This is a genomic window from Streptomyces griseofuscus, assembly GCF_014673495.1.
GTDB classification, from domain to species: Bacteria; Actinomycetota; Actinomycetes; order Streptomycetales; family Streptomycetaceae; genus Streptomyces; species Streptomyces murinus.
The window spans coordinates 39,434-61,678 of record NZ_CP051008.1 but is presented as its reverse complement, the minus strand read 5'-3'; the positions used below and the strand labels follow the sequence as shown (position 1 = coordinate 61,678).

The following is a 22,245-nucleotide window of genomic DNA, read 5'->3' as shown; positions in this document are numbered from 1 at the left end:
TCCGGCCCCGCTGTCGTCGGGTCAGCCGAAGTCGAGCGTGTCCTGGGCGAAGTCGGCCGGGGCCGGGGTGGGCGGGGGCGCCGGCGGTCCCGCTGGGCGGGCGTCCTTCCAGCGTTCGGCCAGCTCGTCCTTCCAGCCCTTCGGCGGGGGCCACGGCACTCCCCAGGCGGCGAGCTGGTCGCGCTTCCAGCCGCCGGCGGGCGTGCGGGCGGCTTCGACCTCTTCGGGCGAGGGCAGGTCGGTCATGGTCAGCGGCCGCCCATGAGGAACAGGGCCGACGCCGGGTTCGCGAGGCTCTTGCCCAGCTGCTCGCTGTCGGCCGCGACCGCCCGGAGTTCCGCGGCGGTCGCGGCCACCTCGGTCTTCACGTCGCCCTGCTCGACCGTGACCTTGTCGCTCTTGGCCAGGAGCTCCAGGACGTCGGCGGTCTGCTCGAACGCCTGCGGGAGCCGCTCGACCAACGCCTTCAGCGCCTGGGTGGACTCCGACAGCGCGGGCGCGGACAGCTCCTTCGCGTCGTCCAGCACCACGCGGTTGAACTGTTCGATCAGGTCCCGGGCCTGCCGGACCAACTGCGCCGGATCCGTCTTCGCCGCCATGTTCTCGCCCCTCGCCGCTGGAATGGTGGCCCTCAGTCTCCCCCACCACCGGCGGCCGGGCGGACCGGTACGTGTACCCGTCGCCCGGCCGCCGGCGGCGTGCCCGGCTCAGCGGCGCAGGCGCGAGAGCCAGCCGGGCTTCTGCTCGGGCACGGCCGGCTCCTGCTCCTGGTCGCGCTCCTCCCGCCGGGGAGTCACACCCCAGGCCCGGTCCAAGTCGGCCTCGTACCGCTGGTCGCAGTCCCCGCACAGAGACGGATGCTTCGCCGGGGAAGCAGTCCATCCGACGGACTTGGTCGCCTTCCATCGTTCGTCGGTGAACGCGGCACCGCACTCGGTGCAGACGGGGCGCTCGGGGGCGGGCCAGAAGTCGTCCGACCCCGCCTCACCGCGCACAGGCTCTTGGCGCTCCCACGTACCGGCCGCCGGGCTGGCGGCGGCCGCGGTGGCCGTCTGCTTGCAGTTGTCGCACAGCTGCGGGTGGGAGTCCTTCGGCGCGTCCCAGCCCTTCGGCTGCACGGCCTCCCAGCGGGCGTCGGTGAACTTCGTCCCGCAGCCGGTGCACGCGGGGCGGCGGGCCTCACGGTCGGCGGCCTGCTTCGCCGCCAGCTCCTGCGCGGCACGCCGTACCTGTTCCTGGTGCGCCGCCGCCCGGGTCTTCGCCTCCTCTGCCTCACGGGCCTGGGCGGCCTCGAAGCGCGGGTTGCCGATCGCCTCCAGGAGCGGCTGCGGGTGCGTACGACCGAAGCGTGCGAACACGGCGCCGGCCGGGCCGTGCTTCTGGAGGTTCTTCAGCCCGACCGCGATGATCGGGATCTTCCGGTCGTAAAGGTGGTGGCCGCCGCGCTGCCGCTCCCCCTGCCACAGGTGGCGGGTCAGTTCTTGCAGGCGCGGGACGGTGCGGTTGGGGTTCCGCTCGCCGATGTGGTTGAACACCAGCAGCACCGGCGGGTGCGGCGCCTCCCCGTACGGGCCCTCGGGGGTGGACCAGCGGGTGCGCCACATCGGGCGCTCCTTGCCGTCGGTGTCCTTCGCGGTGCGGCGGAAGAAGCGGGCGTACTTCTCCAGCTTCAGCGCGAGTTCTTCAGCGGTCTCGTGGCAGTTGTCGACCTCGATGAACAGCAGCGGCACGCCGTCCTGCGGGGCGGTGAGCACGAGGTCGGCCTGGGCGCCGCCCTTGCCGGGCGCGTTCCAGGTGCCGGTCGCCGGGAGCGGGACCTCGGTCCAGTACGAGGCGATGGTGCCGATGCCGTCCGGTCCGTCGACGGCGGCCTGGGCGGCGGCCTGGACGTGGGGCGGGTCTTCGGCGAGCTTGGCCATGTTCGGCTTCGGGCGCAGCATCGCGATCACGGTCTCGTTGACGGCCATCGGGTGGGAGGCCCCGCTGGAGCCCGCGCCGCGCGCGGTGGAGCCCATCTCCGTCACCGGCCGCCGCAGCTCGTAGGAGGCGGCCTCCAGGCCCTTGAGGGTGAGGTTGCGCAGGGAGTCGCCGGTCTCGGTGGAGCCGCCGTTCTCGGACAGGCCGTGCTTGCGCATGTCGGAGAGCGCGCCGGTGTGCGAGGCGGTGCGGGCCTGCTTCTGCTTCGACGGGGTCGGCTTGTCGGCGTGCCGGAAGGTCAGGTGCGGGGCGCCGATCCGCTGGACCTGATCCGCTGTCGCGACCTTGAGCGCTCCGAGCACGCGCAGCACGTCGCCGCGGTAGCTGTTCGTCGATCCCGCTGGGTTGGTCTTCCGCTTCCCCGTCATCAGCCCTGCTTCCTCTCCCTCGTTGCTCGCAACCGCCCGCCGTCGGCCAACCGCCGCCGCGGCTGCTGCGGCTGGCCGCGCCCGGCCTGGGAGGGCGTCCGGGCCCCCCGGAACCCGATGATCTCCTCCACTACAGACAACAAGAGGAGAGAAGAGGGTTGTGACGCTGCGATTTTCACGCCGATTATGCCTCTGACTAGGGGTTTTCCTCCGGGCGGGGGTGCCGGGCTCCAAAGGGGGTTCCCGAGGGGCCTTTGAAGTGGGCACCCAGGGAACCCCCTTGGGCTTGCCCGCCACGGGCGGGCCTTCCGATGGGAGCAGTCCGAGCGGTGCCGCTGCCCGGTCCTCGGGTGGGTGTTCGTCATCGACACGTCTCCTTCGCGGCCCCGGCCGGGGCGGTCGAGGTAAAGGAGCAGCGTGCCGTCGACCCCCTAGTCCGCGGTCTGACCGTGGCCGGTAGCGAACCCTGTCTAGGGGAAACGCGGCCGTGGTCGGGGCGGTAGCAGAGGTCGACAAGGGGGGTGCGGCCCCGTTCGTGGTCGGGGCCGGCCACCCCCGGAAGGCAGGGAGAAGTCTCTGTCCTCTGTCCACAGGGTGATCGCCCGAGGCTGCGGGGAGTCGTCGCGATCAGCGCGGCGACACCCGTCTGAGGAGACCTCCATGCCGTACCTGATCCCGCCCCGGACCCCGCTGACGCCCGAGCAGGTGGAGCTCGGCTTCGACTACCTCCTGGCCCTGCAGATGGGCGGCGGCGCCGCTGTCGCCGGACGGGCGGAAGCCGACCCGGAGCTGGCGTTCGTCCTGCTGCGGCTTGCCGAGGACATCGTCGGGCCCGCCACGGCCGTGGACGGGGAGGCAGAGCTGTCCGCGGACTCCTTCGCGCTGGACGAGGTCGGGTGCGCGCTGCTGTCCGCGCTGCGGGACTGGGCGCGGGAATCCCCCACCACGGCGGCGCCGGGCATCGCCCGCAGCATCATCCGGTTCACCGTGAACGTCATCCCGGACCCCGACCACCCGGACACCGCCGACACCCTGGAGGCGATGCGCGGTGAGCACCTGGTGCTCGCGCACGCGATCCACTCCGCACCCGGTGCGCACCACTGACCGCACCACCGCACCGGGTGGGAGCGCACCGGTGCGGTGGTGCGCTCCGATCCGGTGCGCCCTGGTGCGGTGGTGCGCGCACCGAGTCCATCCGGTGCGCACCACGATGCGCACCACCGTCCACTCGGTGCGCTCCACTCGGTGGGCGGTGCGCTCACCGGTGCGGCCGGCGCGCGTACCGGAGGGACGGTGGTGCGGTGGAGTCGGCCCGGGTGGAGGCGATGGGGCGGCGCGTTTTCCCTTGACCTGAGCTGGTGTCTAGGGGAAACGCACCGGGTGGAAGTGCGGCTCCACTCCCGTCGGTGGCGTCCACTCCACCCGGTGGGCCCCACTCGGTGGAGTGGGTGGAGAGCGCGGTGGCGTCCACTCCCGGCCGGTGGACTCCACTCGGTGGAGTGGACACCGGACATCGTCGGTGCGCACCACCGCACCGGGGTGCGCCACCGTGGTGCGCTCAGTGGCCGGCCTCCCGGCCTCGGTGCGGTCCGGGCTGCTGCGGGTGGTGCGCCTGCTGGTCGTCCTGGCGCACCGGGTGCGCCGCGTCGGCGTCGTCCGGTGCGGTGCGCCGGGCCGCACGGGCGGCGCGGGTGCGGGCGTCCTCGCCCGCCTTGGTGAACACGTCCTGGAGATGGCGCAGTCGGTCGCCGGTGATGTCGAGGGCTTCCACGTCCGTACGGGAGTCGCGCAGGGCCCGCAGCGCCGTCATGTCGATCGCCTCGCCGGGTACGGCTTCCGGCTCCTGGTCGTCGCGCTCGGGATCGGCGGCCGCGGGCGCGAGCAGCTGCTCGGGCATCGCCGCCTGCTGGTGGGCGACGACGTCGTATGCCCGGCCCCGCACGGCGGTGGCGGTGGTGGTGCGCAGCTGCTCGCGGACCACCGCACCGGCGAGGACGGCGCGCTCGTACTGGAGCGGGACGCGGGGGATCTCCCACTCCCCCGCGTCCTGGCCCGGGGCCCGGAGTCCGGCCGGCTCGCCGGGATCGGCCGGGGGGTGCCGGTCCGGATCGGGCACGGCGGGCGGGCGGCGGGCGGGGAGGTCGGACAGGGACCACCGGGCGGTGTAGAGGCGGTAGCCGGCCTCCAGGCCGCGTACGGTCTTCGGTTCACTGATGTCCAGGCAGTGGGTGGAGATGGCGGCGGCCACGACCTGGTCGTCCAGGCCGGGGTCGCGGCGGCGGCCGCGCAGGACCAGAGCGAGGTGGCGGCGGGCTTCGGCGAGCAGGTGCCGGCGGTGGAAGCGCCCGCCCTCGTTCATCACGAACACGGTCGCGGCGACGTCGACGGCCGCCAGGGCGACGTCGACCACGACGGCGACCCGGGCCCGGATCGCCGCGGCCGCAGCACGGGCGTACTCGAGGAGGGAGGTGATGACGTCGGCGGCGACCTTGGAGGTGAGGATCGCGCTCACCTTCCACCAGACGCGTAGCTCCGCGAGCGGCAGCGTCTTCTTCTTCGGCGGGCGGGTCTTGCGGGCGGCGATCCGCTCCATCTTGGCGCGGGCCCGCTCGGAGACCACGGGCAGGAACCGCAGCTCGCCGTCGTCGTCGACGGCGGTGACGTACTCCTGCTCCAGCTCCTCCAGGCAGGCGGCGATCTGGTCGCTCCTCTTGGAGGTCCAGCGGATCAGCTCGTGCGGCACCCCGGCGATCTCCATCACGGGCCGGCGCCCCGGGGTGACGGTGCGCGGCTCGGTCGCCAGCCCCAGCTCCTCACAGACCTCAGCGGCCACCAGCTCGTTGTAGAGCGCGGAGGCGGCCACGGTGTTCTCGTACAGGGCCGTGGTGTGGACCGAGCCCCACTTCCCGTCCAGGCGCTGGCCCTTCACCGACAGCATCAGGTGGTCGTGGAGCAGTGGTCGGCCGGAGCGCGCCTCGTAGTGGCGGAAGCGGGCGGCGACCAGACCGCCGGGCGGCCGCACCCGGTAGATGCCGTCCTTGCCGTACCGGATCACCGCGACCTCGTCCTCGATCCACTCCAGCACCCGGACGATCGCCCGCTCGTGCGCGGCCTCGATCACCAGCCGGGTCTCCTCATCCCCCAGCGCCCAAAGGAGGTAGATGCTCGGCTGCGGCCGGAACACGAAGTCCACGCCCGTGACCGTCACCCGGCGACCGAGGGCGCCGGCCTTGAACGCCTGCTTCGGTGAGGCGCCCGCGGCGAGCAGGTCGGCCTCGATCCGGTCCGCGTCCGGGTGGCGGCCGCGCTCGCCGAACAGGTTCCGTAGCTGCGCCTCGGTGACTTCCTCGCCCGGCGCGAGTCCGAGCGCGGCAAGGCCGCGGCCCATCCAGCGCCCGGCCGGGACCCCGGCTTGCTCCTGGGCGGCGCGCAGCGGTGTGCGAGCCGGGCGGCGGGCGTCGCCGACGACGGTCTCGCGGAGGTAGTAGCGGTACATCTGACCGGCCCGGATCACCCTGATATCCACTGTCATGGAGACCACGGCACACGGCCCTGACCTGCAAGGAAAGGGCAATCAGCGGGACAGCCCGTCAGGCGGGAGCAGGGGCCGAACTTTCTTCGTCGGCGCCCGCCAGGCGGGACGCGGCCCCGGACCGGACACGAATGTCATCGCTCTCCGGCAACCCACACCAGACGACTTGAGACGACACCAAGCACCAACTGAGCACCACCGAGTGCCAAGGAAGACGCACCGCCAAAGACGCACCGCCTACCCAGCCCCCGGCACCCGCCGGGGGCTTCGTCGTGCTGCCCGGAGGAGACCCCTCGTGCCCACCTTCGAGACCTGCCCCCGCTTCGCTGCCGACCTCCAGCACCTCACCCCAGACCAGCGCCGGCGCTTCCGCCGCGTCGTGCTGGACGCCTTCGTGCCGGACCTGCGCACCGGCCGCCAGTTCCGCCCCGGCTTACGGATCAAGGGCGTACGCCGCGCCCTCGGCATCTACGAACTCACCTGGGCGCCGGACGGGCGCGCCACGTGGTCGTACGGCCGGGTGGTGGTCGCCGGGCTCCCCCACGTGGTGTGGCACCGGATCGGGACCCACGACATCCTGGACCGGCCCCTGGCCGAAGGCCGTCTTGCGGGTGCGGGCCGCGTGTTGGTTGGCTGATCGCTCCGAGCATCAGGAGGGGACACCGCGTGGCAGCGAACGAGTCGGATCACCTGAAGTCGTTGATCATCAGCACCGCACAGGAGCTCTGGGAGGACAAGGACGCGCTGAGCAAGTTCCTCAACGTCGTCCGGCGCAGCGAGGGGTTCGCCCCGCTCGCAGACACGCTGGAGCAGTCCGAGGTCCGCCCCGCGAAGCCCACGTTCTACGGCGTCCAGAGCACCGAGTTCCAGGAGTAGGCCGGGAGCACGCAGAGCCCCCACCAGCCGTACCCTCAACGCGACGGCCCCGCATCCTTCCTCGATGCGGGGCCGTTGGCGACTGAACAATTGTTTAGTCGCCCGGGGGCTGCTGGGGGAACGCGGCGGCGGCGGCTGCCATGTGTCCCCGGATCTCCGTGAGTAGCTTCTCGGCTGCCGGGGCGTCCTTCTTCAGCGCTGCGGCGTACGCGTCATCGAGCCCCTGCACCTGCTGGGCGAAGGTCTCGACGTGGCCGACGTACCCGGCTAGCCGCGCGACAGGGTCGACCGGTGCCGGCGCGGGAGCCTTCCTGCTCCGAGGCACCACCCGCTCAGCGTCGTCGACAGCGACCTTGATGTCGAGCTCGTCGCGAGCAGCGGCCAGCGACTTCGCGGTGACCTTGCCCTTGGACTCAGCCGCGCGCCAGATCTTCTGCACCGTGGCGGCGTCGTGATCGCGGGCAACGGGCGCGAGCTCGCGGCACTGCCCCTCGTTGATCTTCACGGTGGCGACGCCCTTGAGGGCCGCTATCACCGGCACGGCCCTGATGAGCTGGTAGGCCCGCTGCTCGGTGTACTTCCACTTCTTCTCGAAGTAGTCCTTGAAGCTGGTGTAGCCGCCCGCCTGCCACAGATCGTCTTCCTTGATCTTGATGAGGGCGGGGCCTGCCTGCATGACGAACTCGTTGTGAGCGACGATCAGGCTGGTCTCGGCTGCCGACTGCGCTGCGGAGATGAGCGCTTCGAGCTTGGCCAGTCGCTCGGCCGGGGTGCCCTGGTCGTACTCGGGCGAGAGGAAGACCGGGTTCTGGTGGCTCTTGGGCCGGCCCCCTGGGCGGTGGGTGGCAACAGCCTTCTTCGCCGCGGCCTCGTCAGCCTTGTAGTCAGGTCGGCGTCGGCGGCTGCCGCGACGCGGGGCGGGCGCGGAGGACGCCGCTGTGTCCTTCTCGGTCACGCGTTGTTCTCCCGCGCCTTCGTCAGGTACGACACCAGCTCGTCGTAGGTGTCGTCGCGGGTCTGCCGGATGCCGAGTTCGACCAGGAGCTGGTCGTACTCGCCGCCTCCGGCTTCGATGGTCTTGCCCCAGGCGCCTTGGAACTCCGTGACCATGGGGATGGCGGTGTCGAAGACGTTCCAGCCTCCGGAGACCAGGATGTTCCGGTAGAGCCGGTTGTGCCGCTTGGCCTGGGGGATGCAGCGGTTGAGCAGGACCCGGGCGCAGATGCCGTTGAGGGTCAGCGGTCCGAGGTCGTTGATCTCGTCACGGATGTCGCCCATCCGCTCGGTCTCCATGGACGACGGAGCGACGGGGATGACGCTGAGGTCTGCGTACCGCATGGCAGACCGCGCGATGCCGGGCTGGTTCTCCAGCGGCGGGGCGTCGATCACGATGCGGGTCTTGGGGTCGGCGAAGGTCTTCGGGATGTCCTGGTGCAGGGTCACCGACGGCATCTGGAAGACGCGGAACGGGAAACCGCCGATCGCGTTGTGCCAGCCCATGACGGACTTGCCGTTGACGTCGCCGTCGATGAGGACGACGTCCTGGCCGTCCTCGTGCAGGGCGAGCGCCGTGAGGACCGCGGAGGTGCTCTTCGCGGTGCCGGGCTTCTCGTTGACGAAGACGATGCTGCGCGGGCCGCCGTCGGGGTGGGTGTTGGGGATGGGCAGGTTGCCCACGGGCTCCGCGGGCACCGGGGCGTCCTCTTCGGACGGGAATGGATCGGTCATGACGGGCACGATAGCGCTGCTCTACGGACGCCAAGCCCCCCTCGTAGGGTGTCGACAGAGGCAGCGGCCGGGGGCGCGGCATGAGACAACCCGAACGAGGGAGAGCAGGGCTCAGAACTGCGGGACGTCTACGCGGTGTTCACCATCGAGCCTGGATCTTCGCCGTTGAACGCAAAAAAGCGGCCCTCGCCGCCCGGATGGAGGTCCGGGACGGCGAGGGCCGCTTCGTGTGCTCAGGCACTCAGGTCGATGCCGGGCGGGAGGTCGCGCCCGGCGAGGGCGTGGGTGAGGAGTCGGTAGGGGTCGGTCCACGCGCCGTGGATGTGGGTCTGGGCGCAGTGAAGGGTGCCGGTGAGGGCGGTCTCGGTGTCGGGGTGGATGAGGACCAGGGCGAGGGGGTCGGTGTCGGGCTGCTGGTCGGGGAGCGGGCGTCCGCGTTCCAGGCCGTGCTCGCCGATCCGTACGGCGACGTCGCCGCGGCCGGTCCACGGGGCCGGCCTCTGGCGGGCGGCGAGCATGGCAGCGAACTCCGCGACGGCCTTCTGGTCGCCGGGGTGCATCGGTCCGCTGCCGTGTCCGCAGCGTCGGAAGCGGGCCGTCACGATCGGACCGTCCGGCGGTACAGCCGGGCCCGGATCCGGTAGCGGAGGGAGGCGCGCTCCTCGCGCTCCTCGATGGCGTCGGCGAGCAGCTCCTCGAGTTCGGTCATCTGCTCTTCGGCGAACCACTGGGGCTGGTAGTCGTCGCTGTGGCAGACCGGGCACACGTGATCGTGTCCGGCGAACTCCAACCACGGCGCGCAGCCGACCTCACCGCAGGTCGGCTGGGTGGGGTCCTCGCCGATGCCGGAGCAGTACGGGCAGCGGGTGTAGCGGTAGTCGATGGGGGAGCCGTGGTGGAGGTCGGAGTGGAGCTGGGCGAGGCCGCGGACTCCGAGCTCGCGCAGCAGGGCGTCGGCGGCGAGGACCTGGTGGTCGATGCCGGTGTGGTGGTGGTTGGCGAGCATCGTCACGGCGGTGCACCAGGCGAGGGTGGATCGGTCGACCGGGACCGGGTAGTTGCTGGCCCACGGGTCGGCCGGGTTGGGGTCGGCGGGCGGCGGGGCCGGTGCGGTGAGCGGGATGCCGAGGGTGGTGAGCTGGGCGGTGACGTCGGCGGTGCGGCGGGTGAACTGGTCGAAGACGTCGAAGATGGTGGTGGGCATCGGCCCTCACATGGACGGGGTCGCCGGAACCGTGGTGGTCCCGGCGGCCGGGCGGGTGGGGGTCAGCGGGAGGCCGGGGTGAGCGCGGCCTTGTGGCTGTCGCGGTGTTTGCTCTGCTCCGGCTCGGCGAGGACGCGCAGGCCGTGCGGCTCGCCGACCCGGCCGCAGGAGCTGCACACCACGGCGTAGTTGCGGCGGCCGGCGCATCCGGCGTCCGGGTCGCGGGGCTTGCCGGAGGGCCGGACGGCGTGGGTGCATTCGGTGCCGTCGGGGTGGAGCGGGGTGACCTTCACGCTGATGCGGGCCATGGGCTTCGTCTCCTGTTCGGGTTCGGGGAAGGGCAGCTGGTGGAGCGCGGCCGCGGGGGCACGGCCCCGGGTGGGGCGCGGCGGGGTGGGCGGCTCGGTGCGGGTGAGCGCGGTCTCGGGGAGGAGTCCGAGCTGTCCGGCGGCGGCCGCGCGGGCGGCGAGGGTGATCGAGCGGGTGACCCGGTGGTGTCCGTGGTCGATCCGCAGGTGGCAGAGCTGGCAGGCGGCGAGCAAGTTGATCTCTCGCACGTCTTCGGGGGTGTGGTTGAGGTGGGCGGTGGTGAGGCCGACCACGGACCCGGTGTCTGGGTGGATCTCCTCATGGACGGCGGGGCAGCGGCCGCCCGGGTGCGCCAGGCCGCAGTGGCCCGTGCACTCGCAGCGGCCGCCTGCCCGCTCGAACCGGATCCGCGCGCTGATCTCGTTCCAGTCGCGCGGGTAGCGGTGCAGGTTCTCGGGACGGATGGGCACGGCGGCTCCGCTACTCGCCGCCGGCGGCCTGGCGCTGCTCGAACGCCTTGATCAGTTCGCCCAGCGCGCTCGGGTCACCGGCGGTGCCGACCCAGACCCCCGCTTCGGTCCACACCGGGACCTCGCCGGAGTCTTCGGCGTCGAACCAGCAGACGTACGGTCCCTTGCGCTCGATGACGGCCGTGGCGACGGTGGCCGGGTCGGAGAGCATCGGCGCGGTCTCCAGCACAGCGAGCGTGTTGACGGCCAGCCACATCGGCTCGTCCGGCGTGCGGGGCAGCCGGAGGTAGCCGGTGACGCGGAGCTTGTCGCCGGGGACCAGGTCGTGGATGACCGCGTGCGCCAGCTCGGAGTCGGCGACGCTGCAGGGCAGGATCATCTCGTCCGCGCGCTCGTCCGTGGGGGAGACGGTGAGGCGGAACCGCGCCGTCGACCCGTGCAGGTCGCCGGGCACGGTCTCCTCGTCCAGGAAGCCGTCCAGGGCTATGGCGTCGTCGGCGGCCACAGTCAGCCGGCCTTCCGGACCGGCGCCTGGTGCGCGGCGTCGTACGCCTCCAGGACCCGCTTGGGCACCATGCCCTGGTCGGCGACCTTGTGGCCGTGCTCGCGCGCCCACGCCCGGACGGCGGCGAGCTCCTCCCGGGTGCGGCCGCTGCCCATGCCCGCGCGGATCGGGGTGGGCGCGGCGGCGGCCGCCGTGGTGGTGGTGCGGGTGCCGGCCTTCACGGTGCGCAGCTCCTCCTGCGCCTTCTCCAGGTCGGCCCGCGCCTTGGCGACCTTCTCCTCCGCCTCGCGCTGTGCGGCCTCGCTGTCGCGGCGCTCGGACAGCTCGCAGAGGTCGGCGGTGATGCGGGCGGCGCGGCTGCGGACTCCGGCGGCCGGGTGCGCGGCCGCCCAGTCGAGCAGCTCCTGGACGGCGTTGGTGACGGGCAGCGCGACGACCGGGACGTCGATCGCCGGGGCGCTGGCGTCCGGGGTGTCGGTGTCCTCGCTGGGCAGTCCGAGGACCTGGTTGGCGATGAGGTCGCTGAGCTCGGTCTCGCTCAGGCCGGTGGCCTCGCGGATCGTCTGCTCGGAGTCGCCGTTGTTGTGCATGGAGATCGCCATGGCCTCGAACGCGGACAGGGCCGGGGCGGCGGCGGGGGTGTTCGTCATGGTGGGTGCGTCTCCGGTTTCCGGGAGGAGGGGGAGCAGGGCGGTGAGGGTGTCGGTGTCGGTGGGCAGCCCGAGGACGTCCAGGAGCAACGCCATGTCGTCCTTGTCGCGGGAGCTGCGGGCGGTGACCCGGGCCGCGGCGGCGAGCTGCTGCGCCGGGTTCGGGTCCAGGGGCAGCGACTCGGCTTCGAGGGCCTCGGTCCAGTCGGTGAACATCACGCGGCCTTGCCGCTGGCGACCAGTGCCAGCACGCGCAGGTTCGACGCGGCCTGCGCCGGGGTGATGGGTTCCTTCCAGCGGTTGTACGGCGCGGGCCGGGTGGGGATGCCCTCCAGCTCCAGGCGGGCGAGGGCCAGTTCGCGGACGGTGGGCGGGACGACGCGGGCCGCCCGCTGCCGCTCCCTGCGCAGTCGGTCCTGTTCGGCCACCACGCCGACCCAGTCCTCACCGAGCCGCGCCACGAGGTCCTTGCGCAGCTGCGTGCGGTCGCGCTTGGTGGTCGCCGCCCACACCCCGGTCTTCGTCAGGGCGGGGTTGGCCAGCGCCCACTTCAGGCAGTCCTTGACGATCGGGCAGCCGGAGCAGGCGTGCTTGGCCTTGGCGAGCGCCTTCTCCCGGGCGCGGGGCTCCTGGTCGGTGTTGGGGATGTCCTCGATCTGGAACAGGGCCGGGCTCGTACGGCAGCGCAGGACCTGGTCGGTCTCGGGGAAGGGGATCCGGTCGTCGGCGAGGACGATGGCCGGCGCGTTGGGGACGCCGGTGCGGTTGCCATTGCCGCTCATGAGGTGGCCTCCGGAGCGAGGTGGGGGAGCTGGAGGAGGACCTGGTCCACGAGGTCCTGCGGCGGGCGCCACGGCCCGAGCTGTCCGTGCAGCCACGGGATCGGCAGCGCGAGCTCCTGGACGTCGGCGAGGACGAGGTGGAACGCGTCGGGCTGCGCCCAGCGGGAGCACGGGGCGGTGCCGGCGGCGTCCTGGTGGCAGTCGGTGAGGCGGGCGACGCCGATGACGGCCCGGGTGTGCAGTTCGCGGCCGCGGATCGCGGTGGCGACCAGCGGGTCGCGCATCGGCGCCCGCTCGGTGGCCTGCCCGGCGTGCAGCAGCACCAGGCCGCGCCAGGACCAGGCGGCCGGCCGGTTCTCCACGTCCTTCCCGGCGAGGATGCAGGTCGTCCAGGGCTGCCGGATCGTGATGCCCCGGATCCAGGTGCCCGGGTCGGCGGCGGTCGTGGTGTCGCTCATGCCGCCCGCCCCAGGGTGCTGGTGCCCGACCGTCCGGCGCGGCGGCCGTTGATGGACGGCACGACGGCGTGCGAACGGTCGGCGAGGACGGCGCGGCCGGTGTGCTTGCCCGCGTACATCGCGGCGTCGGCGGCCCGCTGGAGCACGCTCAGGTCCGTCGTGCCGAGGACGTCGGAGCAGGCCGCGCCGACCGACGCGGCGACGTCGACCAGGACGCCGTCCTCGACCTCCACCGGCTGCGCGAGCAGCTGCGCGAGCTGAGCGAGCCGGAGCGCGCGGCGGGCCCGACCGATCCGGACCGCGACGGCGAACTCGTCCCCTCCGAGCCGGCCGACCGCCCCGCGGCTGCCCGCCCACGCGGTGAGCCGGGCCGCGGTGGCGGCCAGGACGCGGTCACCGGCGGCGTGCCCGCCGGGCCCGTCGTTGATCTGCTTGAAGTGGTCCAGGTCCACCAGGACCACCACGGCGGCGTCGCCGTACCGGTCGGTGATCTGCCGGGCCTTGGCCGTGTAGCCGTCGCGCCCGAGCAGCCCGGTGAGCGGGTCCTTCCGGGCGGCGGCGAGCTTGCGGTGCAGGCTGACCGCGTGCACGGTCCAGCCGGTCAGCGGCACGGCGAGCGTGGTGATGAACAGGGCGCGTTGCCCGATCGGGGCCTGTACGCGCACGGTGGAGGCCATACTGGTCTCTCCCTCTCGTCTTGTACGGGGTGGGTGGCCCGGGGCGGCCGACTGGTTTTCCGGCCTTTGGCGGCCGTCCCGGGGCGAATTCAGAACGTGCGGCGCGTGCCGAACAGGCCGTGGGGGTTCACCCACGGAGCGGCCGTCGCCTTGTTCCAGTCGAGGTCCCAGTCGGGCCGCAGCCCCCGGGCACCCCAACCGCTGACGAACTCGTGCGGGATCTCCTGCCCGGCCTGGTGCAACAGGCGCGCCTTGGCGTACGCGTCGTGTGCGGCGTTGCGGGCAGCGAGGGGGTCGTCGGCCAGGCCGACGAAGATGTGGATGCGCTGCCCCGGCTGGTCGTTGTGCTTGGTCGGGACGTCAACCTCGAAGTAGCGAAGCGGCATGACGCCCTCTCCTTCCTGTCGCTGGTCGTGGCGGAACACCGCGACCGCCCCGGCCGGTGAGGCCGGGGCGGCACGGAGGAACGCCGCGCTCACGCGGAAGGGATCAGCGCTTCACGGCCTCCGCGACGATCTCGGCGTGGTCGAACGCGAGGTCGGGGAGGGCGGCCAGGGGCCACCAGCGGGCGGCGGTGGCGTCGTCCCCGGCCGCCGGCTCGGTCAGGGCGGGCAGGGTGGCGGTGTAGGCGACGCTGACGTACCGGCCGCGCGCGTCACGGCCGACGGCGTCGAAGGCGCCCACCTGCAGCAGGTCGGCGGCCGGGACCGTGATGCCGGCCTCTTCCTCCAGCTCGCGCACGGCCGCCTGCAGGCTGGTCTCCCCCACGTCCACGTGACCACCGGGCAGCGCCCAGCAGCCCGCGTGCGGGTCCCAGCCCCGCTCGATCAGCAGGACGTGCCGGTCGGCGAACAGGACGACGTCGGCGGTGTAGCGGATCGTCTCGGGGGTGGTGTCGGTGCTCAAGAGGTGCCTCCTGATCTCGGAGTGGAGCCCAGGCCGGGCGGCCGGGGCGAGACGGAACGACGTCAGGCCAGGGCCGGGGCGGGGGTCTCCAGTCCGGCACCGAGCAGCAGGCCGCGGATCGACTGCTCGTACTCGCCGGTGCGGATCCGGTCGAACATGAGCTGACCGGCGACCAGGCAGCGGGCCCGCAGCTGGATCAGGGCGACGGCGTGCGGGTCAGCCCCGGCGGCGGTCGCGGCCTGCGCGGCGGCGTTCCCGGCGAGCTCGTTGGCCGCCTGGAGGCCGGCCTCGCGGCGGGAGTACTGCGCCCGGCAGAACGCCCAGCCGGTCAGGGCCCGGGTGTGGTCCACGCGCTTCTCCCATGCCGTATACGTGCGGCGGGTGCCCTCGGGGTCGGCGGTCCACTCTTCGGTCCACTGCCGGGCGAGGTCGGGCAGCTGCGCGAGGGTCGCCAGGACCTGCATGCCGCGGTGCCCGAACGCACGCCACGCCTCGACCTCGCGGACGACGCGGATCTGGTGGGACATCAGCCAGTACGGGGCGAAGTCGTTGCCCCAGTTGCCGGTCTCACCGAGCGGTTCGACCTCCCACAGCCTCACCGGCCAGCGCTCCTCCACCTCCAGGCGCTCCAGGATCTCGCCGGGCCGGGTGTACATGTGGAAGTACGAGAACGGCTTGTCGGTGTACCACTTCTCGCCGGGGCTGGGGTGGTCGACGGTCTCACCGATGTGGTCGGCGAGGTTCACGGTCGGGATCGTCTCGCCCAGGCCGCTGTAGTAGCGGGCGAGGTGGTTGCAGGTGGGCGGGACGGTGCCGTCGGGCCGGGTCGCCATGTAGTGGACGACGGGCCGGGCGCTGCGTGCCATGACTTCCTCCGTGTCGGTCAGGAAGGGGTGGGCTGACGTGCCCCCGCACCGTCCCGGCCGGGAGGGGCCGGGGCGGCACGGCGGCGCGTCAGATCACATGCGCCGGGCGAGGTCCGCGGTGATGCGCTCGGCTTCGGCTCCGTCGGCGAGGATCTGCGCCTGGAGCTTGTTGGCCTGCCGCTTGCTGAGCGGGTTGACCTTCATCTCGTGGCGGACCCAGGCGACGCGGTTGTCGCGGGCGCCGGAGCGGATGAGCTGGTCGACCTCGACGAAGCCGCGCAGCAGGCTCAGCTTGAGCTGCTTGGGGTCGCGCATCTTCGGGGCGTTGATCAGCATCCACATCGCGCCCTTGGGTGCGATCACCGTGGCGACGCGGAAGTCCGTGGGCTTGCCGATGATGCTCTGCTGCACGCCGACGGACTTCCAGGTGTTCTCCGGGACGCCGGCGGCCTCGCCCTGCGCCTCGTTGGCGAGGGAGAGCAGCAGGCGCGGCTTGGTCAGGATGATCGTGACCGCGCCCAGCGGGCGGCGTCCGAAGTGGTCGTGGACCAGGTTGCGGACGGTCGGCGCGTAGGAGGTGACGCGCTGTTCGGCGGTGCGGGAGACGAACGCGCCGTAGCGCAGCACGCTGAGCTGGGAGGGCCTGTTCCTGGTCGCGGGCATGGTCGATGCGGTCCTCTCGGTGGGGGATCACGGGGTGGGCTGATTGGCCACTGCACCGCCCCGGCCGGGAAGGGCCGGGGCGGAACGGGTAGCCCGTCAGGCTTCGAGCGCCTTGAGGTGGTTGTCGAGTTCGGCGATCGTGTCCGCGACCGTGTCCTCGGTGTCGCCGGTCGCCGGGACGGCGGGGAGGCCGGCGGCGCGGGCGGCGAGGCGGTGGCGGATCTGCTCCATGCCGGTGATGACCACCGGCTCCTCGCCGTCGCCGGTCAGCAGCGTGAAGTGGTGCTTGTAGTCGTCCCTGTCCGCGCGGTGGTGGAGCACCACGCCCGGGGCGAGGTAGAAGGACGCCTCGCCGTCCTCGTAGCCGCGCCACCGGTCCTCGCTGCGCAGGAAGTTGTCGCTGTCGTCGATGCGGAAGGCGGCGCTGGCGGCGCGGTGCGCGGCGTCCTCCTCGGTCGCGACGACGACCTGGGCGAGGGCCTCGTCCAGCGTGGTGGCCGGGGCGGTGTTCCTGCGCGGGGCGGTCGGCCGGGCGGTGCTGCGGGCCTTGGTGAGCAGGCGGCGCAGCGGGGTCAGGAACAGCTCGGCCAGGGAGTTGACGGCGACGGCGGCCACGACCGCGACGCCACCGGCGAAGGCCAGGCGCCAGTCGCCGGACCAGGTGTCGGGCGAGTAGGTGTAGCCCGCCCAGGCGCCGATGGCGCCGCCGATCACGACGGTGACCATGTCCAGGCCCTCGGTCGCGGCGTCGGCGACGGCGATGGCGGCGCGGCGAACAGCTCGGTTCATGATGGGGGTGCTCCTTCTTCTGTCGGATGCGCTCTGGTGGGGGAAGGGGCGTGCTCCGGGGCGGCCGGGTTCGATGCCTGCGGCCGCCCCGGGCGCTCAACTGGCCGCGTGGAGCGCGGCGGTGGTGCGGACGGTGTCCGCGAGCAGCACGGTCAGCTCGTGACCGTGGTCGACGGCGTCCTCCAGGCCCTCGATGAGCTCCGGGGGCAGGCCGCGGTTGCGGGCGCCGGCCAGGACGCCCTCCAGGTAGAGGACGTCGGCGAGGACGCGGCCGCGGACGTCCAGGACGCCGGGCTGCACGGAGAGGACGTCGTCGTTCTTCGCGGTCGCCAGGGCCGCGTGGTCGGCGGCCTCGGTGTACGCGATCTCGGTCTGCTCGGTGAGCAGCTCGTCGACGGCGGTGGTGTCGCCGTAGGCGCGGCGCCAGCCGAAGCGGGCGGCGGCGGCCTCCATGAGGGAGCGGCGGGCGAGGGACACGGTGACCTCCGGGGGAGGGCCGGTCGTCCGGTCTCGGCTGACCGGGCGGACACCGCGTCGCCCCCGGCCGCCGACGTGCGGCGGGCGGGGACGCGCGGAGAACGCCGGTCAGTTCTCCGGGAGGCGGCGGGCGTAGTAGGAGACGTAGTCGCTGTACTCGCTGCGCTCGATGCGCGCGACGTCCGGCTGGTCGACGACCAGCTGCTGGAGCACGTCCACGATCCAGGCGTTGGTGCGCTGGAGCGTGAGGCGGATCAGGTCCAGGTCGGAGACACACAGCTGAACGTCCTTGTCCCGGTGGCGGGCACCGCACACCCAGGAGTGCAGCCGCTCGCGGACGGTGTTGTCGTCCGGGCGGGCGGGGATGTCGCGGGGCAGCGCCCGGCAGGTCGTGGCGTGCTCGTTGGCGACCTTCGCGGCGTCGGCGAGGCCGTAGCGCGTGTTGTAGGTGCGCTGGCCGTTCTCGCGGGTGGCGTAGTGGCAGCCGAGGCAGGCGACGGAGTAGTAGGTGCCGTGCGGGCCGTCGTCGGCGGTGTAGACGAGGACCACCGAGTTGGCCTGGTTGTAGTAGCGCTGGGCGATGGTGACGCCCTCGGGCTTCCAGGTCTCGCCGATCTCGGGCCACGGCTCGGGGGCCGGCGCTTCGACGGGCTCGGGGCGACGGGCGAACAGGGTGAGGGCCATCGGTTACTGCTCCTTCTGGTCGGCCTGGGCGTGGATGCGGGCGGCGGTGCGGCGGGCGGCGGCGATCACGAACGGGATGGCGAGCGCGCCGGCGATGCTGGCGTAGCTGATGACGAAGCTGGCGGCGGTGCTCACACCAGCGCCCCGATCGCCGCGACGGTCAGCAGGGCGAGCGCGGCGAGGATGACGTCGACGGCGAGGGCCAGGCGGCGGAACTTGCGGGCCGCGAGCATCGACAGCGCCTTGATGCGGGCCAGACGGTGGTCCTGTTCCATCGCCACCTCGAGCTCGGTGTCCTCCAGGCGCGCCCACTGCGGGAAGGTGCCCGGCGCGGCGGTGCCCACGGCGAGGCAGGGCCGGACGACCAAGAGGAGTAAGACGGCCGCGGCGGCGAGGGCGAGGACGGCCAGGCCGCCGACGACCTTCGTGAAGACGGGCAGGTCCTTGTCGGCGAGGCTGGCCAGACCGGCGAGGACCGCGCCGTCGAAGGCGAGCAGCAGGCTGGCCTTGCTGTCGGTGCGGGCGATCTCACCGGTGACGGTGGCGCAGGCGGCGTCCCGGTTCCGGTCGCCGCTGATGGTGAGGGGGGCGGTGGTCACGTGCGACTCCCATCCGGGCCGGGCTGTCCGGCTCCCCGTCACCACCCGACCCGCAGGGCGGGGCGGGTGGATCAGGCAGCCGTCAGATCAGCGAGCCGGATGGTTGTGGTTGTGCAGGTGGATCAGCGGGCGCAGGGACAGGCCGCGCAGGGCGAAGAGGCTGCCGATCGTCCAGGCCAGGACCGCGAGGGCGGCGGCGACGGGGCGGCCGGCGGCGGGGGCGGCTTCCCACACCATGAACACCGAGCAGGCCCCGTGTGCCGTCCAGGTCAGCCGGGCGCCGACGGCGCCGGTGAGCCAGGACAGGGCCAGCGAGACGATGCCGACGCCCTGCCAGATGACGAACGCGCTGGTGGCCGTGAGCGGCAGGCCGACCGTGTGCGCGCTCAGGTAGGCGTGGACGGGGTCGGCGATGGTGGCGGTCCACTGCGTGAACCACGCCCAGTCCTGCTGGTGGTACCAGTCGATGCCCTTGGGGATGCCCCACTTAAGGGTGAGCAGCAGGGCGACCAGGGCGACGATGCCGAAGGCGGCGATGGCGCCGGGCGGGATGTCGTCGGTGGCCTTGATCGGGCGCGGCCGGGGCGGGGCCGGCCGTCGGGGCGGCGGGATGCGCTGGCTGTCGTCGATGGTGTCCAGCGGCGGGACGGCGGGGTCGGGGTCGTACTTGTCGGGCTCGCTCACCGGGTTCTCCTTCACGGTGGTCGACGGCTGCGGGACGAGGTGGTGCTGTACGTGGGCGGGCCGGGCTCACCGACTCCCCTTCACCACCCGCCGATGGGCGGGTGGATCAGGCAACCGGCAGACGCGGGAGGGGTGTTCAGGCCGCAACGGCGAGGCGCTCGCCGGGCGGGCGCATGTAGCTGCCGGGCGCGGCCGGGGTGCCGTCGTGGCACTCCAGGCAGGACCCGAGGGTGCGCAGAGGGAGGCAGTGGTAGTACCGGCGCGCGCACTTCGGGCAGGTCTGGCGGGCGGCCATCGCCTTGTCGAGCGCGAGCTCCTTGGCGAAGGTCATCGGCCGTATCGGCTTGGCCTTGGCGATCTCGTACAGCCACGCCTTGCGCTTGCCGCCCCGGCATTCGATGACGGCGACCGGGTCCTGGCCGCCGGGCCGTAAGCGCCGCTCCCTGAGTTGCCGTCTGGTCGCGAGCCCTTTCGGGGCCTGCCTCCAGCGGTGCACGGGGAGGGCGCCGGTGGGGTCGGCGTAGATGTCGACGTCCCGGACGGCCGGCGGGGACGCAGGTTCAGCGGCGGCGGCCACGGTTGTGTCCGCGGCCGGTGTGGACCTGGACGCGGGCGCGGCCGCGGGCGTTGACGTTGATCGAGCCGCCCCGGCCGGGGCCCGTGGCGAGCATCTTGAGCAGCACGAAGCCGACCAGGACGACACCGGCGATGATGGCGAGCGCCTTGGCGAGCTCGAGGATGGCGGCGGCCAGGAAGTAGATGCCGACCCCGGCGACGCCGACGATGAACGCGACCAGGGCGGCCTTCACCAGGAGCGGGGAGACGTAGGGCTGCGGGGCCGGGGCGGGCGGCGCCGTGTAGTACGCGACCGGGTGTCCGTTCGGGCCGGGCATCATCACGACGCCGTCCAGGCCGGCGGTCGGCGGGTAGACGACCGCGCCCTGGGGGAGCGGGACGACGTGCTGCCCGTACGCGGGGACGGGCGGCTGCCCGTACTGGGGCGGCAGCGGCTCGGGGTAGTAGGTGGGCTGGGGCTGCTCGCCGTATGACGGCATGATGGGTCCTCTCCTCGATGGGGAGCCCGGACGGATCGCTGGCGTGTGAGGTCCGGGGGAGGCTTCGGCCTCTTCACCGGCCCCCGAGGTGGCTTCAACATCTCGGGGGCCAGTGGAGCCGTCGAAGCTCGGGTGGCTGCGTCAGTCGGTGAGCTGGCGCCACCGCGTGGGCAGCAGCGCGTCCCGGCGCAGCAGGATCGTGGGCGGGTGTTCGGGGCCGGCCTTGGGGAGCAGGGCGACCGGCTCGGTGCCCAGGTGGGTGAAGTCGAACTCGAAGTCCGTGTCCACGGTGTCCTCTTCCTCGTGCTCGGGCCGGTGGGTCATGCCGCACCGGCGCTGTCGCTGTCGTCGTCCTCGAAGACGTCCAGGGCGTCGGCGATGACCGACTCCTCGAATCCGTCCTCGTCCGCGAGGCGCTTCTTCGCGGCGCGGACGCGGTCTCCGACCCACGTCTCGCCCTTGCCGTACTGGTTTCCGAGGCGCTCCAGGTCCGGCGCGATGCCGGACAGCGAGCACTTCGCGATGTACCGCTCGGCTTCGTCACGCTGCTTCTCGCGCACTTCGCGAGGAATCCGACCGCCGTTTTCCGAGGCGGTCAGGGCGGGCACCGCGCTGAGCGCGACCCCGTTTTCCGAGGCGCGGCCCGCAGAAATCGAGGTACGGGCGACTGCACTTTCCGAGGTTCCGCGAGCCTTGGCGGCGGCCCGCTCCAGGGCGCGCTCCCGCTTGAGCTTCTCGGCTTCCTCCAGGGCGCGGGCCTCAGCCTCAGCCCTGATCCGCTCGGCCTCAGCAGCGGCTTCGGCCTCCGTGCGGAGCGCCTGCGCCTGGGCGTCGGCTTCCTTGCGCAGCGCCTCTGCCTGCGCTTCCGCCTTGACGATCTCGGCCTGGCGGGCGGCCTCACGGTCCCGCTCGGCCTGGTCCTGCTCCCACTGCTCGCGGCGGCGGCGGTCCTCGATCTCGGCTTCGGCCTTGCGCCGGTTCGCCTCGATTTCTGCGGTCCGCGCGGTCAGCGCGAGCCGCTCGCGTTCTGCCTCGATTTCTTCGCGGCGGGTCCGGGACGCCGCCTCGATTTCTGCCTGCCGCCGCTCGTTTTCGAGCCTCGCGTTCTCCTCGCGTTCGCGCCGGTCGGCCTCGCGTTCTGCCTCGGCACGCTTCGCGGCGGCCTCGCGTTCTGCCTCCTCGCGCTTGGCCGCGGCCTCGCGTTCCGCCTCCTGGCGGGCTCGCTTTTCGGCGGCCTCGCGTTCCGCGGCCTTCGCGCCCTCGAACGTCGCGATGATCGCGATCAGTTCGCCGCGCCGCCGGGTCGCGTACTTGCGGTAGCCGGTGGCGGCTTCCGCGAGCAGGATCAGCAGCGCGGGGGCGACGGAGTGGAGCAGGATGCCGCCGGCGTCGGGCTTTTGCGGGATGAAGTGGAAGTGGCCGTCGGGGTAGAGCGACGTCCAGCAGTTCATCACCCAGGTGGAGAGGCCGGCGGTCCAGCGCAGCAGGAACGGCCAGCCGCCGGGCTTGTAGTCGCCGCCGTGCTCCGCGAGGACGCCGTCGACGTACAGGACGGTGATCAGGGCGAGGCTGGCCAGCGGGTCCAGCATCCAGGCGATGTACCAGGGGATCTCGTGGGAGACGCCGAACCGGGTCACATTCACACAAGTGAAGATCAAGGCGCCGCCCCCGAGGGTGAGCAGCGCCTTGGTGACCATGGCCAGGACCTCGTCCAGTTTGGCGATGGACTTCTTGGCCTTGGCGGCGTCGTCCGCGCTGACCGGCGCGGTCGGGACGGGGTTGTTGGGCGGCCCGGCCTGCTTCGGCCGGGGAGCGGTCGGGGCGCTCATTCTGGCTACCTTCCGTAGTGTGCGGGGGGTGTGTGCGGCGCACACTGCACAGGGTGCAAACCGGGATCAATCACCTGTGTGCGGGTCTGCACACTGGAAATTCCCTAGGGGGAGGGAGGGGTCGCACAGTGCGGTGTGCGCTGTGCGACCCCTCCCG

The 22,245-nt window shown here is 72.7% G+C and carries 31 protein-coding genes; 3 read left to right on the top strand and 28 right to left on the bottom strand.

The genetic code is table 11. The features are described 5' to 3' along the window. Nucleotides 1-21: 21 nt before the first annotated feature. The 3 genes from HEP81_RS40370 to HEP81_RS40360 form a co-directional block, all read right to left on the bottom strand. Nucleotides 22-246: a hypothetical protein gene (locus tag HEP81_RS40370; protein WP_106980090.1), complete on the bottom strand. Its 225-nt coding sequence runs from the start codon at nt 244-246 to the stop codon at nt 22-24. A gap of 2 nt (nt 247-248) precedes the next feature. Beyond that, nucleotides 249-599 (bottom strand): hypothetical protein, encoded by a 351-nt coding sequence (locus HEP81_RS40365; protein WP_037663131.1) that lies wholly within the window; start codon nt 597-599, stop codon nt 249-251. A 108-nt stretch (nt 600-707) separates the two neighbouring features. Beyond that, nucleotides 708-2,345, bottom strand: coding sequence for a replication-relaxation family protein (locus HEP81_RS40360; protein ID WP_063755289.1), 1,638 nt, complete (start codon nt 2,343-2,345; stop codon nt 708-710). Nucleotides 2,346-3,005: 660 nt separating this feature from the next. On the opposite strand from HEP81_RS40360, the gene HEP81_RS40355 reads away from it, so the two are divergent. After that, nucleotides 3,006-3,449: a hypothetical protein gene (locus HEP81_RS40355; protein WP_051850658.1), complete on the top strand. Its 444-nt coding sequence runs from the start codon at nt 3,006-3,008 to the stop codon at nt 3,447-3,449. 454 nt (nt 3,450-3,903) lie between these two features. Here HEP81_RS40355 and mobF read toward each other — a convergent pair whose 3' ends face one another. Continuing rightward, nucleotides 3,904-5,877, bottom strand: coding sequence for a MobF family relaxase (gene mobF / locus HEP81_RS40350; RefSeq protein ID WP_157854655.1), 1,974 nt, complete (start codon nt 5,875-5,877; stop codon nt 3,904-3,906). 295 nt (nt 5,878-6,172) lie between these two features. Here mobF and HEP81_RS40345 point away from each other — a divergent pair, with 295 nt between their 5' ends. Both HEP81_RS40345 and HEP81_RS40340 read left to right on the top strand, forming a co-directional pair. After that, nucleotides 6,173-6,514: a hypothetical protein gene (locus tag HEP81_RS40345; RefSeq protein WP_051850660.1), complete on the top strand. Its 342-nt coding sequence runs from the start codon at nt 6,173-6,175 to the stop codon at nt 6,512-6,514. A 29-nt stretch (nt 6,515-6,543) separates the two neighbouring features. After that, nucleotides 6,544-6,753, top strand: coding sequence for a hypothetical protein (locus HEP81_RS40340; protein ID WP_037663136.1), 210 nt, complete (start codon nt 6,544-6,546; stop codon nt 6,751-6,753). A gap of 94 nt (nt 6,754-6,847) precedes the next feature. On the opposite strand, the gene HEP81_RS40335 is transcribed toward HEP81_RS40340, so the two are convergent. From HEP81_RS40335 to HEP81_RS40225, 24 genes are all read right to left on the bottom strand, one after another. Continuing rightward, nucleotides 6,848-7,708 (bottom strand): hypothetical protein, encoded by an 861-nt coding sequence (locus HEP81_RS40335; RefSeq protein WP_037663139.1) that lies wholly within the window; start codon nt 7,706-7,708, stop codon nt 6,848-6,850. Further along, entirely contained in the window at nt 7,705-8,481 is a 777-nt protein-coding gene (locus HEP81_RS40330) for a ParA family protein (protein WP_051850661.1), read from the bottom strand. The genes HEP81_RS40335 and HEP81_RS40330 overlap by 4 nt, the downstream gene beginning before the upstream one ends. Nucleotides 8,482-8,714: 233 nt before the next feature. Then, complete coding sequence (locus HEP81_RS40325; RefSeq protein ID WP_157854656.1) at nt 8,715-9,083, bottom strand: hypothetical protein; 369 nt, start codon at nt 9,081-9,083, stop codon at nt 8,715-8,717. Next, complete coding sequence (locus tag HEP81_RS40320; protein ID WP_037663143.1) at nt 9,080-9,685, bottom strand: hypothetical protein; 606 nt, start codon at nt 9,683-9,685, stop codon at nt 9,080-9,082. The genes HEP81_RS40325 and HEP81_RS40320 overlap by 4 nt, the downstream gene beginning before the upstream one ends. Before the next feature lie 62 nt (nt 9,686-9,747). Further along, entirely contained in the window at nt 9,748-10,464 is a 717-nt protein-coding gene (locus tag HEP81_RS42475; RefSeq protein WP_244312129.1) for a hypothetical protein, read from the bottom strand. 10 nt (nt 10,465-10,474) lie between these two features. Beyond that, on the bottom strand, nt 10,475-10,969 hold the full coding sequence (locus tag HEP81_RS40310) for a hypothetical protein (protein WP_037663144.1): 495 nt from the start codon (nt 10,967-10,969) through the stop codon (nt 10,475-10,477). A gap of 2 nt (nt 10,970-10,971) precedes the next feature. Further along, nucleotides 10,972-11,835 carry an Lsr2 family DNA-binding protein gene (locus HEP81_RS40305; protein WP_037663146.1) on the bottom strand — a complete coding sequence of 288 codons (864 nt, stop codon included), beginning with the start codon at nt 11,833-11,835 and terminating at the stop codon, nt 10,972-10,974. Beyond that, nucleotides 11,835-12,401, bottom strand: coding sequence for a WhiB family transcriptional regulator (locus HEP81_RS40300; RefSeq protein WP_037663149.1), 567 nt, complete (start codon nt 12,399-12,401; stop codon nt 11,835-11,837). Before HEP81_RS40300 ends, HEP81_RS40305 begins: the two co-directional genes overlap by 1 nt. Beyond that, entirely contained in the window at nt 12,398-12,859 is a 462-nt protein-coding gene (locus HEP81_RS40295) for an ASCH domain-containing protein (protein WP_037663150.1), read from the bottom strand. Before HEP81_RS40295 ends, HEP81_RS40300 begins: the two co-directional genes overlap by 4 nt. Then, nucleotides 12,856-13,536 (bottom strand): GGDEF domain-containing protein, encoded by a 681-nt coding sequence (locus HEP81_RS40290; protein ID WP_037663151.1) that lies wholly within the window; start codon nt 13,534-13,536, stop codon nt 12,856-12,858. Before HEP81_RS40290 ends, HEP81_RS40295 begins: the two co-directional genes overlap by 4 nt. A gap of 89 nt (nt 13,537-13,625) precedes the next feature. Next, nucleotides 13,626-13,922, bottom strand: a complete 297-nt coding sequence (locus HEP81_RS40285) for a hypothetical protein (RefSeq protein WP_037663199.1) — start codon at nt 13,920-13,922, stop codon at nt 13,626-13,628. A 103-nt stretch (nt 13,923-14,025) separates the two neighbouring features. Further along, entirely contained in the window at nt 14,026-14,442 is a 417-nt protein-coding gene (locus tag HEP81_RS40280; RefSeq protein WP_037663153.1) for an NUDIX domain-containing protein, read from the bottom strand. Nucleotides 14,443-14,504: 62 nt separating this feature from the next. After that, a complete protein-coding gene (locus tag HEP81_RS40275) occupies nt 14,505-15,308 on the bottom strand; it encodes a hypothetical protein (protein WP_051850663.1) in 804 nt (267 codons plus the stop codon). 93 nt (nt 15,309-15,401) lie between these two features. Further along, complete coding sequence (locus HEP81_RS40270; protein WP_157854657.1) at nt 15,402-15,971, bottom strand: hypothetical protein; 570 nt, start codon at nt 15,969-15,971, stop codon at nt 15,402-15,404. A 96-nt stretch (nt 15,972-16,067) separates the two neighbouring features. Continuing rightward, the gene (locus HEP81_RS40265) at nt 16,068-16,760 is read right to left on the bottom strand and encodes a hypothetical protein (RefSeq protein WP_037663156.1); all 693 of its coding nucleotides are present in this window, start codon (nt 16,758-16,760) and stop codon (nt 16,068-16,070) included. A 96-nt stretch (nt 16,761-16,856) separates the two neighbouring features. After that, nucleotides 16,857-17,237 carry a hypothetical protein gene (locus HEP81_RS40260; protein ID WP_037663158.1) on the bottom strand — a complete coding sequence of 127 codons (381 nt, stop codon included), beginning with the start codon at nt 17,235-17,237 and terminating at the stop codon, nt 16,857-16,859. Nucleotides 17,238-17,345: 108 nt separating this feature from the next. After that, entirely contained in the window at nt 17,346-17,921 is a 576-nt protein-coding gene (locus HEP81_RS40255; RefSeq protein WP_037663161.1) for a hypothetical protein, read from the bottom strand. A 3-nt stretch (nt 17,922-17,924) separates the two neighbouring features. Then, nucleotides 17,925-18,056 carry a hypothetical protein gene (locus HEP81_RS42260; protein WP_272924171.1) on the bottom strand — a complete coding sequence of 44 codons (132 nt, stop codon included), beginning with the start codon at nt 18,054-18,056 and terminating at the stop codon, nt 17,925-17,927. Continuing rightward, the gene (locus tag HEP81_RS40250; protein ID WP_037663164.1) at nt 18,053-18,520 is read right to left on the bottom strand and encodes a Pycsar system effector family protein; all 468 of its coding nucleotides are present in this window, start codon (nt 18,518-18,520) and stop codon (nt 18,053-18,055) included. Before HEP81_RS40250 ends, HEP81_RS42260 begins: the two co-directional genes overlap by 4 nt. Nucleotides 18,521-18,607: 87 nt before the next feature. Beyond that, nucleotides 18,608-19,204 (bottom strand): hypothetical protein, encoded by a 597-nt coding sequence (locus HEP81_RS40245; RefSeq protein ID WP_051850664.1) that lies wholly within the window; start codon nt 19,202-19,204, stop codon nt 18,608-18,610. Nucleotides 19,205-19,340: 136 nt separating this feature from the next. Then, nucleotides 19,341-19,781 carry an RRQRL motif-containing zinc-binding protein gene (locus tag HEP81_RS40240; protein ID WP_338058784.1) on the bottom strand — a complete coding sequence of 147 codons (441 nt, stop codon included), beginning with the start codon at nt 19,779-19,781 and terminating at the stop codon, nt 19,341-19,343. Then, nucleotides 19,765-20,259 carry a hypothetical protein gene (locus HEP81_RS40235; RefSeq protein WP_037663166.1) on the bottom strand — a complete coding sequence of 165 codons (495 nt, stop codon included), beginning with the start codon at nt 20,257-20,259 and terminating at the stop codon, nt 19,765-19,767. Before HEP81_RS40235 ends, HEP81_RS40240 begins: the two co-directional genes overlap by 17 nt. A gap of 141 nt (nt 20,260-20,400) precedes the next feature. Next, nucleotides 20,401-20,583, bottom strand: a complete 183-nt coding sequence (locus tag HEP81_RS40230) for a hypothetical protein (RefSeq protein ID WP_037663170.1) — start codon at nt 20,581-20,583, stop codon at nt 20,401-20,403. Then, on the bottom strand, nt 20,580-22,088 hold the full coding sequence (locus HEP81_RS40225; RefSeq protein ID WP_051850665.1) for a hypothetical protein: 1,509 nt from the start codon (nt 22,086-22,088) through the stop codon (nt 20,580-20,582). Before HEP81_RS40225 ends, HEP81_RS40230 begins: the two co-directional genes overlap by 4 nt. Nucleotides 22,089-22,245: the final 157 nt, after the last annotated feature.